This window comes from Streptomyces sp. NPDC006283 (assembly GCF_040613325.1).
Taxonomy (GTDB): domain Bacteria; phylum Actinomycetota; class Actinomycetes; order Streptomycetales; family Streptomycetaceae; genus Streptomyces.
The window spans coordinates 1-16,534 of the sequence record NZ_JBEXRZ010000082.1 but is presented as its reverse complement, the minus strand read 5'-3'; the positions used below and the strand labels follow the sequence as shown (position 1 = coordinate 16,534).

The 16,534-nt window shown below is 71.6% G+C and carries 17 protein-coding genes; 10 read left to right on the top strand and 7 right to left on the bottom strand.

Going from position 1 to position 16,534, the window contains the following annotated elements:
* Positions 1-19: 19 nt before the first annotated feature.
* The 10 genes from ABZ070_RS18695 to ABZ070_RS18650 are packed head-to-tail and all read left to right on the top strand — an operon-like array spanning position 20 to position 8,548.
* The gene (locus ABZ070_RS18695; RefSeq protein ID WP_356635133.1) at positions 20-970 is read left to right on the top strand and encodes a VOC family protein; all 951 of its coding nucleotides are present in this window, start codon (positions 20-22) and stop codon (positions 968-970) included.
* On the top strand, positions 967-1,764 hold the full coding sequence (locus ABZ070_RS18690; protein WP_356635131.1) for an aspartate dehydrogenase domain-containing protein: 798 nt from the start codon (positions 967-969) through the stop codon (positions 1,762-1,764). Before ABZ070_RS18695 ends, ABZ070_RS18690 begins: the two co-directional genes overlap by 4 nt.
* The gene (locus ABZ070_RS18685) at positions 1,761-2,564 is read left to right on the top strand and encodes an alpha/beta fold hydrolase (RefSeq protein WP_356635129.1); all 804 of its coding nucleotides are present in this window, start codon (positions 1,761-1,763) and stop codon (positions 2,562-2,564) included. The genes ABZ070_RS18690 and ABZ070_RS18685 overlap by 4 nt, the downstream gene beginning before the upstream one ends.
* 12 nt (positions 2,565-2,576) lie before the next feature.
* A complete protein-coding gene (locus tag ABZ070_RS18680) occupies positions 2,577-3,098 on the top strand; it encodes a cupin domain-containing protein (RefSeq protein WP_356635127.1) in 522 nt (173 codons plus the stop codon).
* Positions 3,091-3,831, top strand: a complete 741-nt coding sequence (locus tag ABZ070_RS18675) for an SDR family oxidoreductase (protein WP_356635125.1) — start codon at positions 3,091-3,093, stop codon at positions 3,829-3,831. Before ABZ070_RS18680 ends, ABZ070_RS18675 begins: the two co-directional genes overlap by 8 nt.
* A 19-nt stretch (positions 3,832-3,850) precedes the next feature.
* Positions 3,851-4,639 (top strand): SDR family oxidoreductase, encoded by a 789-nt coding sequence (locus tag ABZ070_RS18670; RefSeq protein ID WP_356635123.1) that lies wholly within the window; start codon positions 3,851-3,853, stop codon positions 4,637-4,639.
* 9 nt (positions 4,640-4,648) lie between these two features.
* Positions 4,649-6,274 carry a thiamine pyrophosphate-binding protein gene (locus ABZ070_RS18665; RefSeq protein WP_356635121.1) on the top strand — a complete coding sequence of 542 codons (1,626 nt, stop codon included), beginning with the start codon at positions 4,649-4,651 and terminating at the stop codon, positions 6,272-6,274.
* Positions 6,275-6,319: 45 nt separating this feature from the next.
* Positions 6,320-7,264, top strand: a complete 945-nt coding sequence (locus ABZ070_RS18660) for a PDR/VanB family oxidoreductase (RefSeq protein ID WP_356635119.1) — start codon at positions 6,320-6,322, stop codon at positions 7,262-7,264.
* A gap of 28 nt (positions 7,265-7,292) precedes the next feature.
* Positions 7,293-7,529 carry a recombinase-like helix-turn-helix domain-containing protein gene (locus ABZ070_RS18655; RefSeq protein ID WP_356635117.1) on the top strand — a complete coding sequence of 79 codons (237 nt, stop codon included), beginning with the start codon at positions 7,293-7,295 and terminating at the stop codon, positions 7,527-7,529.
* Positions 7,530-7,531: 2 nt separating this feature from the next.
* The gene (locus ABZ070_RS18650; protein WP_356635115.1) at positions 7,532-8,548 is read left to right on the top strand and encodes an aromatic ring-hydroxylating dioxygenase subunit alpha; all 1,017 of its coding nucleotides are present in this window, start codon (positions 7,532-7,534) and stop codon (positions 8,546-8,548) included.
* A gap of 136 nt (positions 8,549-8,684) precedes the next feature.
* Here ABZ070_RS18650 and ABZ070_RS18645 read toward each other — a convergent pair whose 3' ends face one another.
* The 7 genes from ABZ070_RS18645 to ABZ070_RS18615 form a co-directional block, all read right to left on the bottom strand.
* Complete coding sequence (locus ABZ070_RS18645; protein WP_356635113.1) at positions 8,685-9,506, bottom strand: maleylpyruvate isomerase family mycothiol-dependent enzyme; 822 nt, start codon at positions 9,504-9,506, stop codon at positions 8,685-8,687.
* An 82-nt stretch (positions 9,507-9,588) separates the two neighbouring features.
* The gene (locus ABZ070_RS18640) at positions 9,589-10,488 is read right to left on the bottom strand and encodes a formylglycine-generating enzyme family protein (protein ID WP_356635111.1); all 900 of its coding nucleotides are present in this window, start codon (positions 10,486-10,488) and stop codon (positions 9,589-9,591) included.
* A gap of 10 nt (positions 10,489-10,498) precedes the next feature.
* The gene (locus tag ABZ070_RS18635) at positions 10,499-12,112 is read right to left on the bottom strand and encodes an alpha-amylase family glycosyl hydrolase (RefSeq protein WP_356635108.1); all 1,614 of its coding nucleotides are present in this window, start codon (positions 12,110-12,112) and stop codon (positions 10,499-10,501) included.
* On the bottom strand, positions 12,109-13,584 hold the full coding sequence (locus ABZ070_RS18630; RefSeq protein WP_356635105.1) for a sulfatase: 1,476 nt from the start codon (positions 13,582-13,584) through the stop codon (positions 12,109-12,111). The genes ABZ070_RS18635 and ABZ070_RS18630 overlap by 4 nt, the downstream gene beginning before the upstream one ends.
* 36 nt (positions 13,585-13,620) lie before the next feature.
* Entirely contained in the window at positions 13,621-14,454 is an 834-nt protein-coding gene (locus ABZ070_RS18625) for a carbohydrate ABC transporter permease (RefSeq protein ID WP_356635103.1), read from the bottom strand.
* Positions 14,451-15,419 carry a sugar ABC transporter permease gene (locus ABZ070_RS18620; protein ID WP_356635101.1) on the bottom strand — a complete coding sequence of 323 codons (969 nt, stop codon included), beginning with the start codon at positions 15,417-15,419 and terminating at the stop codon, positions 14,451-14,453. The genes ABZ070_RS18625 and ABZ070_RS18620 overlap by 4 nt, the downstream gene beginning before the upstream one ends.
* On the bottom strand, positions 15,416-16,534 hold a 1,119-nt coding region (locus ABZ070_RS18615), incomplete at its 5' end, for an extracellular solute-binding protein (protein ID WP_356635099.1). The genes ABZ070_RS18620 and ABZ070_RS18615, both read right to left, overlap by 4 nt.

Below are 16,534 nucleotides of genomic sequence, written 5' to 3'. Positions count from 1 at the left end.
TGCCCGTCTGGAGAGACTGATGCACCAACCACCGCCCGGTCCGATCGCCCGGCTCCGCTCGCTGCGCTACGTCGAGCTGCACACCCCGGCCTTCACCGAGGCCGCCGACTTCTACCAGGAGGTCTGGGGGCTCGAGACCGTCGAGTCCGACACCGGTGCGCGCTGGCTGCGCGGCACGGGCGACGAGCACCACGTCCTGCACCTCACCGAGCGGGAACGGGTGGGTCTCGGCCGCATCGCCTTCGCCGTCGCCACGCCCGCCGAGGTCGACGCCGCCGCCCGGCGCCTCGAGGCACGCGGCATCAAGCCCGTCTTCGGGCCCGGTCCGCTGGAGCAGGCGGGCGGCGGCTACGGGCTGCGGTTCACCGACCCCGAGCAGCGCCTGATCGAGATCAGCGCCCAGGTCGAGGCGGTCGTCCCGCGCGGCCGGGACGGCGCGGTGCCGGTCGGCGTCACGCATGCCGTGCTCAACACCACCGACATCGACGCCGCCGTCGCCTTCTACTGCGACGTGCTGGGACTGCGCGTGTCCGACTGGTCCGAGCACCAGATGGCGTTCCTGCGCTGCAACGCCGACCACCACTGCATCGCCTTCAACCAGGCCGAGTGGACCTCGCTCAACCACGTCGCCTACGAGATGCCGTCGGTCGACCACTTCATGCGGGGCCTCGGCCGGCTCCGCCACCACGGCATCACCCCCAAGTGGGGCCCCGGACGCCACGGCCCCGGCAACAACACGTTCTCCTATTTCACCGACCCGTCCGGGCTGGTCTGCGAGTACACCTCCGAGGTCGCGCAGATCGTCGAGGACGCCTGGATCGCCCGGGTGTGGCGGCGCGTCCCGGAGCTCTCCGACCTGTGGGGCACCGCGGGACCGCCGTCGAAGGAGATCCGCTGTCACATGGCCGGTACGCCGGACCCCGGCCCGCTCGCCCCCGTCGACGCCGCAACCCAGGAGGACGCCGCATGAGCACCGTACGCAAAGTGGGCATCGTCGGCTGGGGCGCGATCGGCCGCGTCGTCGGCACCGCCCTCGCCGAAGGACAGGTGGACGGCGCCGAGCTGGTGTGCATCGTCGACAACCGTCCGCTCGGCGAGGCGGCGCCCGCGGAGCAGGTCACCTTCGAGGAGGCGCTGGAGCGCTGCGACCTGATCGTGGAGGCCGCGGGACAGGGCGTCGTACGGGAATGGGGCGAGCGGGTGCTGGCCTCCGGCACCGATCTGCTGATCGCCTCCTCCGGCGCGCTGACCGACGACGAGCTCGCGAAGCGGCTGCTCGCGGCGGGACCCGGCCGGGTCTACTTCACCGGCGGCGCGGTCGGCGGTCTCGACCTGCTCCAGGCGGCACGCTCCCTGGGCCCGCTGGACGAGGTCCGCCTCACCACCGTCAAGCTGCCCTCGACACTCGAACAGCCCTGGATGGACGAGGAGTTGCTGCACCGGATGCGGACGGCGACCGGACCGGTCGAGGTCATGTCCGGCACAGCGCGGGACGTCCCGGTGAAGTTCCCCAAGTCGACGAACGTGGCCGCCTCGGTCGCGCTGGCCGTCGGCGACCTGGACACTGTGCGGGTCCAGGTCGTCGCCGACCCGGCGGCCCACCGCACCCGGCACGTGGTCGAGGCGTCCGGGCGGCACGGCGCGTACCGCTTCGAGGTCGCGCATCTGCCCGACCCGGGCAACCCGGCGACCAGCCAGATCGTGCCGTACGCGGTGCTGCGCAGCCTCGGCGCACTCGCCGGGCGGACGGGACAAATCCTGTGAGCGCCCGCGCCGGCCGTCCTGTCGCCGACGTCCATGTCGAGGAGGCCGGGGACCGGGGCCCGCTGCTGCTGTGCCTGCACGGCATCGGCTCCTCGTCGGCGGCGTTCGCGCCGCAGCTCGCCGAACTCTCCTCGTACGCGAGGGTCGTGGCCTGGGACGCCCCCGGATACGCCAAGTCCCCCGATCCCGAGGCCCCCCTCACCCTCGACGACTTCGCGGACACGGCGGCCGGGCTCATCCGTGAGCGCGGCGCGAGCGCCCATGTGCTCGGCGTCTCCTGGGGCGGCGTGATCGCAGTGCGGCTCGCCGCCCGCCACCCGGACCTCGTCGCCTCGCTGATCGTCGCCGACTCCAGCCCCGGATCGGGCACGGACGAGGCGAAGGCCAAGGGCATGCGGGCGCGGGCCACCGAGCTGGCCGAGGTCGGACCGCGTGCCTTCGCCGAGGCACGCGGACCGCGGCTGGTGTCCGCGGGCGCACCCGACGAACTGGTCCGGCGCGTCGTCGACACCATGGCCGCCTCGGTACGGCTGCCGGGCTACGCCTACGCGGCCGAGTCCATGGCCGCAGCCGATCTGCGCGCCGAACTCCCCTCGATCGCCGCACCGGCACTCGTGCTCTGCGGGGACCAGGACACCGTCACCGGCACCGAGGCGAGCCAGGCCATCGCCGGTGCCCTCCACAAGGCCGCCTACGTGATCGTCAAGGACGCCGGTCACCTGGCAAACCAGGAGCAACCCGGGCACTTCAACGCCTGGGTCCTCTCCCACCTCCGCATCACCGCACGCATCCCCGAGTAGGAGCTGTTCCTCATGCCTCTGACCACCACCGCATACGACAACGGCAGCGACCTCGCCGCCTACACCGACTCCCTCATCGCCACCAAGGACTCCCGGGTGGCGGACTTCGACACCCTCTCCTTCCAGGAGAAGGCGGGCCCGCAGTTCCGCCGCGGCCAGATCCGTTACGTCGGCTCCGGCGCCACCGGCAACCACGAGGGCGACAGCCGCATCATCCCGTCCGGCGGTTTCACCTTCTCCAACATGCTGCTGCCGCCCGGTGCCGAGGGCCCGGCCCACACCCACCACGATGTCGAAGAGGCCTTCTTCGTCCTGGAGGGCGAGGTCAAGGTCGGTATCCACCGCGGCCCCGACGAGGTCGAGTACCGCACCCTCGGCTACCGCGACATGATCGTCGTCCCGGCCGGTGTGACCCGCTCGCTGAAGAACGAGGGCGACACCGACGCCCTGTTCTGCGTCGTCATCGGCACGCAGAAGCCGCAGGTGCCGTCGTACCCCGAGTACTCGCCGATGCACGGTGTCACCCGTGACTGACCCGCGGGTCGTCGTCGTCACCGGCGCGGGCCGTGGCCTGGGACTGGCCATGGCCCGCCGGGCCGGCGCCGACGGCTTCCGCGTCGTCGTCGCCGAGCTGGATCCGGAGCGCGGCGAGCGTGCCGTCGCTCAGCTGTGCGCGGAGGGCATCGACGCCCACTTCGTACGCTGCGACGTCGCCGACCCCGCCTCGGTGGCCGCGCTGGCCGGCGCCGTGGGGGAACTGGGCCCGCTGTACGGGCTCGTCAACAACGCGGCGCTGGCCAACGGGGTCGGCGGCAAGGAGTTCTGGGACATCGACGCCGAGGTGTGGGACCGGCTGATGACGGTCAACGCCCGCAGCCCCTGGCTGGTGTCGAAGGCGCTGTACCCGCTCTTCGTCTCCCCGGGCCGGATCGTCAACATCGCCTCGGACGCCGCCCTGTACGGCTCCCCGCGCCTCGCCCACTACATCGCCTCCAAGGGGGCGGTCATCGCGCTCACCCGGGCGATGGCCCGTGAGCTCGGCGACAAGGGGATCACCGTGAACGCGGTCGCCCCCGGGCTGACCGAGTGCGAGGCGACCGAGACCGTGCCCGCCGAGCGGCACGACCTCTACCGCATGAACCGGGCCATCTCCCGGCCGCAGCAGCCCGACGACCTCACCGGGATCGTCTCCTACCTGCTCGGCGAGGAGTCCCGCTATCTGACCGGACAGGTGATCGCCGTCAACGGCGGCTTCACCATGAACTGATCTGCAGGAGTACCGAGTTATGGATCTGGGCCTCGCCGACCGCACCATCGTGGTCACCGGCGGCAGCTCGGGCGTCGGCCTGGCCACGGTCCGCGCCCTGCTCGACGAGGGCGCCCGCGTCGCCACCTGCGGCCGCGACGCCGACCGGCTCGCCAAGGTGGCCGCCCGGCTCGGTGCCGGACGCGACCGGCTGCTGACCGCAGTGTGCGACGTACGGGACGCCGGCGCGGTGGACGGCTTCGTACGCCGCACCGCCGACGAGTTCGGCGGTGTCGACGGACTCGTCAACAACGCGGGACAGTCCCGGATGAAGGGGCTCGACGACTCGACCGCCGAGGACTGGCGCGACGAGCTGGAGCTCAAGTTCGCCGGAGTGCTCAACCCGCTGCACGCCGCCCGCCCGTATCTCGCGGCGTCCGACGCCGCGAGCATCGTCAACGTCAACGCGGTCCTCGCCAAGCAGCCCGAGCCCCGCCTGATCACCACCAGCGCCGCCCGCGCCGGAATCCTCAACCTCTCCAAGTCCCTGTCCGCCGAACTGGCCGGCGACGGCATCCGGGTCAACTCCGTGTGCCTGGGGCTCATCGACACCGGCCAGTGGACCCGCCGCCACGCCGCCGCCGGCACCGGCACGAGCTACGAGGACTGGCAGGCGGAGCTCGCGGCCGACCGGGGGGTCGCGCTGGGACGCCTCGGCCGGGCCGAGGAGGTCGCGTACGCGATCGTCACCCTGCTCTCGCCCCGCGCCTCGTACATCACCGGCACCAGCGTCGACGTCTGCGGCGGAGTCGGCCGCTCCATCCTCTGAGGAGACACCATGCGTTACGACAACGGAGGCGATCTCCTCGTCGCCGTCCTGCGAGAGCTCGGCATCGACACCGTCTTCGGCATCGTGAGTGTGCACAATCTGCCGCTCGTCGAGGCCGTCGACCGTGAACTGCGTTTCGTCCCCGTACGGCACGAGGCGTCCGCCGTGAATGCCGCCGACGCCTACGGGCGGGCCCGCGGCGGCCTCGGCTGCGCGCTGACCTCGACCGGCACGGGTGCGGGCAACGCGGCCGGATCCCTGATCGAGTCGCTGAGCGCGGGCAGTTCCGTACTGCACATCACCGGACAGGTCGAGAGCGAATTCCTGGGCAGCGGACGGGGGTTCATCCACGAGACGAAGGACCAGCTCGGCATGCTCACCGCCGTCTCGGCCCATGCGGCGAGTGTGCCGGACGCCGAACAGGCGGGCCGGATCCTGCGCGAGGCGGCGCACGCGGCGCTCGCCGCGCCCGGTGGCCCGGCGAGCGTGGAGTGGCCGATCGACCTGCAGTACGCGGAGCAGACCGACGCGCCCGCGGAGCTGCCCGCACACTCCCGTCCCGCCCCGACCGACGGCGAGCTGGCCGCCGCCGGTGCCCTGCTGGCCTCGGCCCGCCGCCCGCTGATCTGGGCGGGTGGCGGCGCCGCCACCGCACGCGGCGAACTCGCCCGGCTGCTGGAGGCGACCGGAGCGGGCTTGCTCACCTCCAACTCCGGGCGCGGCGCGGTGCCCGAGGACCACGAGCAGGTCATCGGCAACTTCGCCACCACGCCTGCCGTGCGTGCCCTGCTCGCCGACGCGGACGTGCTGCTCACGATCGGCACGCACTTCCGCTCCAACGAGACCGCCGACTACACGCTCGCGATCCCCGCGGCGCACATCCAGATCGACGTCGACGCGGCCGCGCTCGGCCGGGTGTACCCGCTCGCGCACGCCCTGCACGGCGACGCGGCGTCCGCCCTGGCCGGCCTGCTGCCCCACGCACGGCCCGCCGAGGCCGGCTGGAGCGAACGCGTCGCCGCCGTGCGCACCGAGGTGCGGGCGACGCTGCACGACAACATCGGCCCGCAGGCCGCGATCTGCGACGCGATCCGCGCGGCCCTGCCGCGTGAGGCGGTCGTCGCCCGCGACGTCACCATCCCCTCCAGCAGCTGGGGCAACCGTCTGCTGGAGATGTACGACCCGCGGGACAACGTCTTCCCGCGCGGCGGCGGCATCGGACAGGGGCTCGGCATGGGCATCGGTGCGGCGCTCGCCCGGCCCGACGCGCCGACCGTCGTGATCGCCGGTGACGGCGGGCTCGCCGTCCACCTCGGCGAACTGCTCACCCTGGCCCAGGAACGGCCCCGGCTCACGCTGGTCGTCTTCAACGACGGCGGCTACGGAGTGCTGCGCAACATGCAGGACCGCTACAGCGAGCGGCGTTCCGGCGTCGACCTCGCCACGCCCGACTTCGAACTGCTGGCACGCGCCTGCGGGCTGCCGTACCTGCGGATCGCCGCCGAGGAGCACGCGGCGCCGGTCATCGGCGAGGCCGTGGCCTCGGACGGGCCGACGCTCGTCGAGGTCGATCTGACGGCTCTGGGCCCGATGAAGAACCCGTTCACCCCGCCCGTGAGGATCCCGGGCCAGTAGCCCGGCCCCGTAACTGCCCTATTGCCGGTAAGGAGGCACCAGGCCATGAGCGAGAACCCGCTGCAGCTGATCGTCCGCCGTATGACATGGGAGGCCGAGGGCGTCCTGTCCGTCGAGCTCGCCCACCCCGAGGGCAAGCCCCTGCCCGCCTGGACACCCGGTGCGCATCTCGATGTCCACGTCGGCGGCCAGGTCCGCCAGTACAGCCTGTGCGGCGACCCGAACGACACGGGCACGTACCGCATCGGGGTGCTCAACGAGCCCTCGTCGCGGGGCGGTTCGCGTTACGTGCACACCCAGCTGCGTCCTGGTCAGTCCGTCACGGCCTCCGAGCCGCGCAACCACTTCGCGCTGGAGGCAGCCGACGCGTATGTGTTCGTCGCCGGCGGCATCGGTATCACGCCGCTGCTGGCGATGGCCCGCGAGGCCACCCGCCGGGGCGACGCATGGCGGATGGTCTACGGTGGCCGGGGCCGCGCCTCGATGGCCTTCACCGCCGAACTCGCCGAACTCGCCGCGCTCGGCGGCGACGTGACGCTCGTCCCGCAGGAAGAGCTGGGCCACATCGATCTGGACACGGTGCTGGCGGAGCTGTCCGAGGGCACGCTGGTGTACTCCTGCGGCCCAGAACCGCTGCTCGCCGCCGTGGAGGAGCGCTGCCCCTACGGCCGGCTGCGACTGGAGCGGTTCGCCGCCCCCGTCGTGGAACGCACCGGGGACGACGAGGCGTTCGAGGTCGAGTGCCGCATCTCGGGGGTGACCCTCACCGTCGCCGCGGACACCTCGATCCTCGACGCCGCGGAGAGCGCCGGGCTCAGTGTGAACAGCTCCTGCCGCGACGGCATCTGCGGGTCCTGTGAGACCCGTGTGCTCGACGGCACCCCCGACCACCGCGACTTCCTGCTGAGCGAGGCGGAGCACGCCGCCGGCGCCACGATGATGATCTGCGTCTCGCGGTGCGCCTCCGGCCGGCTCGTCCTCGACCTGTGACCCCTTCCCCGCATTCTCAGGAGACACCGTGACCGACACCGTGACCGGCGCCTGGCCGTACCTGGACATCCACCAGTCCCGTACGCACGAGCCCACGCCGTACGAGTACAAGCTCGCCGCGACCCTCGAAGAGGTCTTCGCCAAGGAGGGCCACGACCTGGCCGACGTCGTGCGTGGGCTCAACGCCCGTCAGGTTCACGCAGCCGACGGCGCCCCGTGGACCGAGGAGTCGTTCCTCGCCGAGATCAACCGACTGGGAGCCTGACCATGACGCTGTCGACGTCCGCCACCGCGGACCACATCTACGCCACCGGGCTGCGCAACCAGTGGCACCCCGTCGTCCCCTCGCACTTCGTCGCCCCGGGCGCCATGCGCAAGGTGACCGCGCTCGGTGAGCAGTGGCTGCTGTTCCGCCGCTCCGACGGCGTCCTGTCGATGCTGGCCGACCGCTGCCCGCACCGCGGCGCACCCCTGTCGCTCGGCAAGCACCTCGGCGACCGGGTCGCCTGCTGGTATCACGGCGTCGAGGTCGAGACCGACGGCACGGTCTCCTCGGTTCCCGGACTGCCCGGCTGCAACCTGGAGGGCAAGAAGCTCGTCACCTCGCTGCCCGTGCGCGAGGTCGGCGGCGCGATCCTCGCCTACTTCGGCGACGAGGAGCATCCCGAGCCGGTCGAGCTGACGCTGCCCGAGCCGCTGACCGACCCCGGGACCGACGCGTTCCTGTGCTACGCCGAGTGGAACGTGCCGTGGCGGTTCGCGATGGAGAACCTGCTCGACCCGATGCACGGCGCCTTCCTGCACCACGACTCGCACTCGATGTTCGACGGTGACACGACGGCCAAGTTCCGCATCCGGGAGACCGACCGCGGCTACTTCTTCGAGAAGACGGACCAGCGGGGCGTCAACTTCGACTGGGTGGAGCTGTGCCGGACCGGCGTCGACTGGGTCGACCTGTCCATTCCGTATCCGCCGTCGGCAGGCCCGGGCGGTCCGTTCGGGATCGTGGGCATGGCCTGCCCGGTCGACGCCGGGCGCACCGGTGTCTTCTTCTGGCGCTACCGCCGCGTCGAGGGCTGGCAGCGTGCGTCCTGGCGTTTCCTGTACCGGACGCTCATCGAGAAGCGCCACTGGGAGGTGCTGGAGCAGGACCGGGTGATGCTGGAGGCGATGCCGGCCGACGCCGACCAGCAGGAGAACCTGTACCAGCACGACCTGGGCGTGGTGCGGCTGCGCCGCCTGTTCCGGGCGCAGGCGGAGGCGCAGTCGTCGGCGGGCGCCTGAGCACCGGGCCCGTGGGGCCCTCGTTTCCGGCACGGACGTGCGGGCTCGCTCGACGAGGCCGGCACGTCCGCGGTTCGGGGCAGGGGCGCCGGCCCGACAGCCTTGACGCAATCCCGGCCGGAATGCCTCCGGGTGCTCAGGGTGCCGTGAACAGCGTCGGGAACCGGGGAGCGAGCCATGGCTTGCGCCCCCATGCGAGGATCCGGCCCGAGGCAATGGCGGACCACGGGTTCCGGCGGCCGAGGGCCATCAGGAGGAAGGTGACCGGTTCCGTGAGGATGGTGCAGTCGGGGCGGACCGGCACCTGCGGGCCGACGACGACGGCACCGTCGGTGATCGTGACGCCGAAGCCCGGACCGCCGCGCAGGCGGAGCGCGTAGCAGGCCGTCAGCCCGTCCGTTGCAGCCGGGTTCGCGACCCGGGGCATTGCGGTGATCAGGAACGGCAGAGAGAGCCGGACTCGGGCACGGTCGATCATGTGCGGCCGGCCGGCCGCGCGGGCGAGGTCGTAGCCGTGGCCGAGCATGTGCGTGAGCAGGTACGAGCCCAGCACGGCGCGGCTCATCGTTCCCAAGGGCGTCGCCACGACCTCCTCCGGCAGCCGCTCGTCAGCCGCCGTGACAAAGGCGTCGGCATGCGCCACGATCAGCGCGGCCAGGGGTTCGGCCGCGCGCTCGGCGAAGGCTGCGAGCGCGTGTGCGTTCGCCGCGGCCAGGCTCTGCGGCGTGCCGTCGCCGTGGCTGCGCTCCTGCCCTGCTGCGATGTCGGCCATCAGCTCGTTGGCCTGGGCGAGATGCGCGGCAGCCTCGCCGACGGTCCAGGCCGAGCCGGGTACCGCAGCCCTCGTGTCGGTGCCCGGACGCAGCAGGGCGGCGATGTCCGCGGCGGTGCCGCGTATCGCGTCGGCGAGCCCGTCGGGCAGGGCGCCTCGGACGTTCCGCCCCGTCACTCGTTCCACGCTGCTCCTCGATGTCCTGGCGGTCTCGCCCGCGGGTACACAAGACCAGGGCCTGGCCGCGGTGACAAGGGCCCCACATGGGTCACGGCCCCTGCCCGGCGACACGGAAGCCGGTGTTGCCGCTGGAGCTGTCCGGGGTGTTCGGCATGCGCGCCGAGGTGCGGTAGCGCAGGCAGTACGACTCGTGGCACAGGTACGACCCCCCTTTGAGGACGCGGGCGTCGCCGCTCGGGGTGAACCGGTCGGCGCACCACTCCCACACGTTGCCGGTGGTGTTGTGCAGGCCGTAGGCGTTCGGCTCGAAGGCGTCGGCCGGGCAGGTGCCCAGGTAGCCGTCGGCGGCGGTGTTGGTGTGGGGGAACGTGCCGCGGAAGATGTTCATGCGGTGGTCGCCGCCCGGATCGCGTTCCGCGCCCCAGGGGTAGGGCATGCCCTCGAGACCTCCGCGGGCGGCGTACTCCCACTCCGCCTCGGCGGGCAGCCGGACACCCGCCCAACCGCAGTACGCCAGCGCGTCGTTGTGGGAGACGTGGACGACCGGATGGTCCGGAAGGTCGAGGACGTCGGAGCCGGGACCCTCGGGGCTTCGCCAGTACGCCCCGTACACCTGGCGCCACCAGGGGGTGCCCGCCGCCGCGCGGGTGGGCGGAAAGTCGCCGGGGAGGAATGCGGCGAAGACGAACGACCAGCCGAACCGTTCCGCGTCCGTGCGGTAGCCGGTCGCGTCGGCGAACGCGGCGAACTCCTCGTTGGTGACGGTCGTCGCGCTGATTCTGAACGGCTCGACCGTCACCGGACGGGCGGGGCCTTCCCCGTCCGCAGGGTAGGGGGCACTGTCGCTGCCCATGAGGAACGTCCCGCCAGGCAGATCGCACCAGTCGCCGGTGCGGGCGACAGCAGCGGGGGCGGGAACCGCGGCGGGCCGCACCCCCGCCCCTTCCGGGCGGCGAGGAGCGCAGCAGGCGTGCGGAGGGTTCGTCATCACAGCTCCGTCACGACAGGTCGAATATGCCGTACGCGAAGCCCTCGGCCCGGACCAGGTCGGCCGTCACGTCCACGCCACGGACCTCGACCGGCCGCGCTGTCACCGCCTCGGGCAGACGGGCTTCCACCGCGTCCCGCCGCGGATTGATCACGACAAGGTACCGGCCTCCCCGTACGTGCACGAGGGGATATCCGGCGTGGAGCACGCGCACGCTGCCCGCCGGGCCGAGTTCGGGTGTGCTTTTGCGCAGGGTGATCAGGCGGCGTACGAGGTTCAGGAGCGAGCCGGGGTCGGCCCGTTGTGCGGCGACCGTGGGGCGGGCCGGATCGGGGTCGAGGGGGAGGTAGAGGGCGTCGGCGGGGGCGGTGGAGAAGCCGGCGTTCTCGGTGTCGTCCCAATGCATGGGCGTGCGGGAGCCGGCCCTGTTGTAGCGGGGGCCCAGCACGCTGCCTTCGTGGTCGGGAAGGCCGGGGACGTAGCGCATGCCGATCTCGTCGCCGTAGTAGACGGCGGGGAGGGTGGGCCAGGTGAGTTGGAACGCGAAGGCGGCTGGGAGCTGTTCGGCGGCGCGAGGGCCTGAGGAGAGGCGGGAGAAGTCGTGGTTGGCGGTGGGGAGGGAGATGAAGCCGCGGCGGCCGGATGCGGCGATCGTCTCGGTGGCCGACTGCCAGTTGTCGAGGAAGGTCGCCGGGGAGCCGGCGCCCTCCGCGTCGAAGTAGGGCTCCAACGGTGCCCATTGCTCGTTCACGGTGCCGGTGTTGTTGTTCCACAGGGAGCGCAGGGTGAGACCGTCGTTGTCGCTTCCGAACTGGAGGAAGAAGTCGGCGTGGAAGCCGGCCGGTACGGAGACGGCCGGGTCGCCCCACTCCGAGAGGAGTGCGGCGTCCGGGTGGGCGGTGTCGAGCCAGGCCCGCAGTTCGCGCCACAGGCGTGCGGATTCCGCGTGGCCGGGGTCGTCCTTGACGAGGGAGGCGGCCATGTCGACGCGGAAGCCGGACAGACCGAGTCCGAGCCAGTGGGACATGATGTCGCGCAGTGCCCGGCGGTTGGCGCGCGGGCCTTCGGCATCGACGCTCTGGCGCCAGGGTTCGGCCGGATCGGTGCGTGCGTAGCCGAAGTTGAGGGCGGGCTGGCTGGCGAAGAAGTTCGGCTTGTACCAGCCGCGGCGGGTGCCGGGCGAGGGTTCGAAGCCGTCGGCCGGGCGTTCGTCGGTGTCGGCCCAGATGTAGCGGTGGTCGGCCGGGTCGTTCGCGGAGGCGGTGAACCAGGGGTGCTGGTCGGAGGTGTGCCCGGCGACCAGGTCCAGCAGGACGCGGATGCCGCGGCTGCGGGCGCTCTCGACGAGCTTCGCCAGGTCGTCGTTGGTGCCGTAGCGGGGGGCGACGGTGTAGTAGTCGCAGACGTCGTAGCCCGCATCCTGGAACGGGGAGGCGAAGCACGGGTTGAGCCAGACCGTGTTGACGCCGAGCCACGCGAGGTGGTCGAGGCGCTGCTCGATGCCGGCGAAGTCGCCGATGCCGTCGCCGTTCGCGTCGGCGTAGGTCTGCGGGTAGATCTGGTAGAGGACGGCGTCCGCGAGCCACTCGGTGGCTGGGCTGCCGGGGCGGGGCGGAGTTGTCATCGGGGCAGTCCTTCGCGGTGCGGGGCGGTCGGGAGGTGGCCGTCGGGTGTGTCACCGTAGTGGGCCTGGAGCGCGGCCAGTTGGTCGGTGAGGTCCCGCAGGACCTCCGCGTACCGGGGATCGTCGTAGCGGTTGTGCAGCTCGTGCGGGTCGGTGGTGAGGTCGAACAGCTCCCACGCCGGGGGGCGCGGCGCGTCTTTCGCACCGTCGGCGGCGGACCCGTGGCCCGGGTAGTGGATGAGTTTGTGGGTGCGGGTGCGGATGCCGTAGCAGGCCTGGACGTTGTGGCAGACGTCGAGGTGCATGTAGTAGCGGTAGTAGACCGCCTCCCGCCAAAGCGTTTCCTCGGAAGTGCAGTTGAGGAGGGGCAGGAGGGAGCGGCCCTGCATGCGCGGGTGCGGCGGCAGCCCCGCCATGTCGAGCAGAGTGGGGGCGTAGTCGATGTTCGCCACCAGTTCGGTGTGCCGGGAGCCGGGCTCCGTGACGCCCGGCCAGCGCAGGACGAGGGGGATGCGCATGCCTTCCTCGTACATGAAGCGCTTGTCGAACCAGCCGTGTTCGCCGAGGAAGAAGCCGTGGTCGGAGGTGTAGGCGACGGCGGTGGAGGCGTCGAGGCCGGTGAGGTCGAGGTAGTGCAGGACCCTGCCGACGTTCTCGTCGAGGGCGGCGACGACACGGAGGTAGTCCTTGATGTAGCGCTGGTAGCGCCACTCCCGCTCCTCGCGCGGAGAAAGGCCGTCGGGGACGGGGACGCCCTTGAGGTCTTCGTCCGTGAGGTCCTCCATGCTCATCTCGGCCTCGCGGGCGGCGGGGGCACGGCCGTCGAGGTTGTCGTGGAGCGTGGGCGGAGCGGGGATGTCGTCGTGCTCGTAGAGGTGCTTGTGGCGCTCGGCGGGCTCGAAGGCGCGGTGCGGCGCCTTGTGCTGGATCAGCAGGCAGAAGGGACGGTCGTCGTCCCGCCTGTCGAGCCAGTTGAGGGCGAGGTCGGTGATGATGTCGGTGACGTACCCCGGATACTTCCTGGTGCCTTCGGCGGTCACGAAGTCGGGGTCGTGGTAGACGCCGTGCTCGGGGAGGACCTCCCAGTGGTCGAATCCCTGCGGATCGTGGCCCCCGCCGTGGCCCAGGTGCCATTTGCCGATGATCGCGGTCTGGTAGCCGGCGTCCTGGAGCATCTTGGGGAAGGAGGGCTGGCTCGCGTCGAACTTGTGGTCCGGGCCCTCGAGCGAGGTCATGCCATTGACATGACTGTAGGTGCCCGTGAGGAGGGTGGCTCGGGCCGGGGAGCAGATCGCGTTGGTGCAGAAGGTGTTCTCGAAGACCGTGCCCTCGGCTGCGAGCCTGTCGACCGCCGGTGTCCGGTTGATCACGCTTCCGTAGGCGCCGATGGCGGCGGGAGCGTGGTCGTCGGTCATGAAAAGGATGATGTTCGGCCGCTCGGGCACGGTGGCGTCGGGAACGGGGGCGGTCATGGGTGTTCGGCCTCCGGGTGGGATGGGCGGAGAGGGCTACTTCAGGCCGGTGGTGGCGATGCTCCGCGTGAAGTGGCGTTGCAGTACGGCGAAGACGACGAGCACGGGCAGGACGACCAGCAGCGCACCGGCCATCAGCACGCCGTTGGAACCGGCCGCCCGGGTGGGGTCGACGGCGAAGGTGGCCAGGGCCACGGGGAGCGTGTAGCGGTCGGGATCGGTGGTGACCACCAGGGGCCACAGGAAGTTGTTCCACGAGGCGAGGAACGTGAAGATCGCGAGTGTCGCCAGCGCGGGCCGCACCATGGGCAGTGCGATGCGCCGGAAGATGTGCCACTCCCCCGCGCCGTCGAGCCGTGCGGCTTCCAGCGTCTCGTCCGGGATCGACTGCATGAACTGGCGCATGAGAAAGACGCCGAAGGCACCGGCGGCGAACGGCAGGACGAGCGCCGTGCGGGAGTCCGCCAGCCGCATCCCGCTGATCATCACGAACATCGGCATCAGCAGCAGGTTGTGCGGCACCATCAGCGCGCCGAGCACGACCGCGAGGACCGGGCGTCTGCCTCCGAAGTCGAGCTTGGCCAGCGCGTACCCGGCCATCGAGCAGAAGAGAAGATTGCACAGCGTGACGGAGGTGGCGACGACGGCCGAGTTGAGGAAGTACCGGGGCAGGTCGAGCAGCTCCAGCAGGTCCCTGAAGTGCCGCAGCGTCCACTCGTCGGGATTCCACGGCGCCGCGCCGGCAGCCGGTTCCTTCTCGCTCCTGAAGGCGGCCAGCGCCATCCACACGAACGGCGCGCTGGTCATGATCAGGCCGGTCCACAGTGCGACGTGCGTGATCACCGGCCGGGTCTTCGCGGCGGGCCTCATCGGGTGTTGTCCTTCAGCAGGCGCAGCTGGAGCACGGTGACGGCGAGGACGACGGTGAACAGCACGTACGCCATGGCGCTCGCGGTGCCCATGCGGAAGTAGCCGAAGCCTTCCTCGTACATGAGCAGGGAGACGGTGAGGGTGCTGTTGTCGGGGCCGCCGCCGGTCATGACGAACGGCTCCTCGAAGACGTTGAGGAAACCGATGGTCGTCATGACGGCCGCGTAGAGCAGGGTGGGGCGCAGCAGGGGGACGGTGATCCGCCGGAATTCGGCCCATGCGCCGGCGCCGTCGATGCGGGCCGCCTCCCGTACCTCGGTGGGGACGGCCTGGAGCCCGGCGAGGAACAGCACCATCGCGGTGCCCATGTTCCGCCAGACGCCCATGGCGATGAGGGAGGGCAGGGCAAGGGCGTCGGAGCCGAGGAAGTCGGGGGCGGTGAGTCCCGCCTCGGCCGCGAGGGAGGCGATCGGACCGTCCGCCGGGTCGAGGACGAAGCGCCATACGACGGCCACGGCGACGATGCTGGTGACGACGGGCGCGTAGAAGCCGACGCGGAAGAAGGTGCGCATGCGGTCGACGCCTCTGTCCAGCAGCACGGCGGCGACCAGACCGGCCCCTACGGTCAGCGGTACACCGGCGACGACGAACACGCCGGTGTTGAGGAGAGCCGTGCGGAACGTCTCGTCGCCGAAGAGGCGGGTGTAGTTCGAGAGGCCGACGAAGTCGGCGCCGAGCGGATCGGTGACGTCGCGCAGCCCGAAGTCGCTGAAGCTCATGGCAAGGGTGGCGAGGACGGGAAACGCCATGAACGTGCCGAACAGGGCCAGGAACGGTGCGGAGAGCAGCCAGCCCGCGCGTTGCTGGGCGCGGCTCCGGCGGGTGCCGCCGAGTGTGCGGGGCGTGTCGGGCGGCTCGGCGGGAGCGTGCCGGACGGGCTTCTTCGGGGCGGTGACGAGGGTCATGAGCGGCCGAGCACCGCCTCTGCCGAGCGCTGCATCGCGGCGGCGACGGTCTTCGGGTCGGCGCCCCGGGCGAGGCGCTCCAGCTTCTCGTCGATCACATCGGCAAGCCTGGCCCACTCCAGCAGCGGCGGAACGGGCCGGGCGGAGGCGAGTTGCCGCGCGAACACGTCCAGCCGCGGGTCGTCGCGCAGCGCGGGCAGCGACCATGCCTTCTTGTTGGCGGGGAGGGTGCGGGTCTTCTCGTACCAGGTGCTCTGGGTCTCAGGGGCCGTGAGGAACGCGGTGAAGGCCTCGGCCGCCGCCTTGTGGCCGCTGCTGTGGAAGGTGACGAGGCTGGAGCCGCCGACGTGCGAGGTGGACGTCTTCCCCGCGGGCTGCGGCGTGGCCCGCCACTTGCCCCGCAGGTGCGGCAGGCGGGACTCGATGTTCTCGACCTGCCACGGCCCGGAGACGAACATCGGTACGCGTCCGGAACCGAAGTCCTTCACGACGTCGTACCCGGGGCGGAAGGTCCGGTCGGCGAGGCCTTCGTCGAAGTACGCGGCGTAGGCGGTGAGGGCCCGGACGGACTGCGGCGAGTCGAGGGCGGGCTCGCCGTGGGCGGTGATCAGGTCACCGCCGGCGGAGTAGAGGTAGGGCAGCCAGGTCTGCCACGCGCCCATGCCGCCGGGCTGTGGGGCCGCGCCCCAGCGGGTCCCCGCGTCGCGCTGGTAGGCGCGCGCGAGGGTGAGGGCGTCGGCCCAGGTCACGGGCGGGGTCGCGGCGCGGGCGGTGAGGTCCGTGCGGTGGTAGAGGACGCGCACGTCGGCGTACCAGGGGACGCCGTAGGCCGTGCCGTCGTGCACGTTGCCGGCCCAGGTGGCCGGGAAGTAGTCGGACTCGCGGAAGTGGCGGGTGTCGACGGGTTCCAGCAGATCGAGGTCGATGAACTCGCCCATGAGCGTCGAGCCCATCTGGGCCATGTCGGGCAGCGTGCCCGCGGCTGCGGCGGACACCAGCTTCTGATGGACGACGTCCCAGCTCACCGGGGTCACGTCGACCGTGACGGCGGGGTGCCGCCGCTCGAAGTCGTCGGCGAGTTCCGCGAGGCGCTGTCCTTCCTCGCCCATGCCCCA

Coding starts and splice junctions, on each gene's coding strand:
- ABZ070_RS18695 (WP_356635133.1), top strand. CDS start 20: ATGCACCAACCACCGCCCGGTCCGATCGCCCGGCTCCGCTCGCTGCGC.
- ABZ070_RS18690 (WP_356635131.1), top strand. CDS start 967: ATGAGCACCGTACGCAAAGTGGGCATCGTCGGCTGGGGCGCGATCGGC.
- ABZ070_RS18680 (WP_356635127.1), top strand. CDS start 2,577: ATGCCTCTGACCACCACCGCATACGACAACGGCAGCGACCTCGCCGCC.
- ABZ070_RS18670 (WP_356635123.1), top strand. CDS start 3,851: ATGGATCTGGGCCTCGCCGACCGCACCATCGTGGTCACCGGCGGCAGC.
- ABZ070_RS18665 (WP_356635121.1), top strand. CDS start 4,649: ATGCGTTACGACAACGGAGGCGATCTCCTCGTCGCCGTCCTGCGAGAG.
- ABZ070_RS18660 (WP_356635119.1), top strand. CDS start 6,320: ATGAGCGAGAACCCGCTGCAGCTGATCGTCCGCCGTATGACATGGGAG.
- ABZ070_RS18650 (WP_356635115.1), top strand. CDS start 7,532: ATGACGCTGTCGACGTCCGCCACCGCGGACCACATCTACGCCACCGGG.
- ABZ070_RS18640 (WP_356635111.1), bottom strand. CDS start 10,488: ATGACGAACCCTCCGCACGCCTGCTGCGCTCCTCGCCGCCCGGAAGGG.
- ABZ070_RS18635 (WP_356635108.1), bottom strand. CDS start 12,112: ATGACAACTCCGCCCCGCCCCGGCAGCCCAGCCACCGAGTGGCTCGCG.
- ABZ070_RS18630 (WP_356635105.1), bottom strand. CDS start 13,584: ATGACCGCCCCCGTTCCCGACGCCACCGTGCCCGAGCGGCCGAACATC.
- ABZ070_RS18625 (WP_356635103.1), bottom strand. CDS start 14,454: ATGAGGCCCGCCGCGAAGACCCGGCCGGTGATCACGCACGTCGCACTG.
- ABZ070_RS18620 (WP_356635101.1), bottom strand. CDS start 15,419: ATGACCCTCGTCACCGCCCCGAAGAAGCCCGTCCGGCACGCTCCCGCC.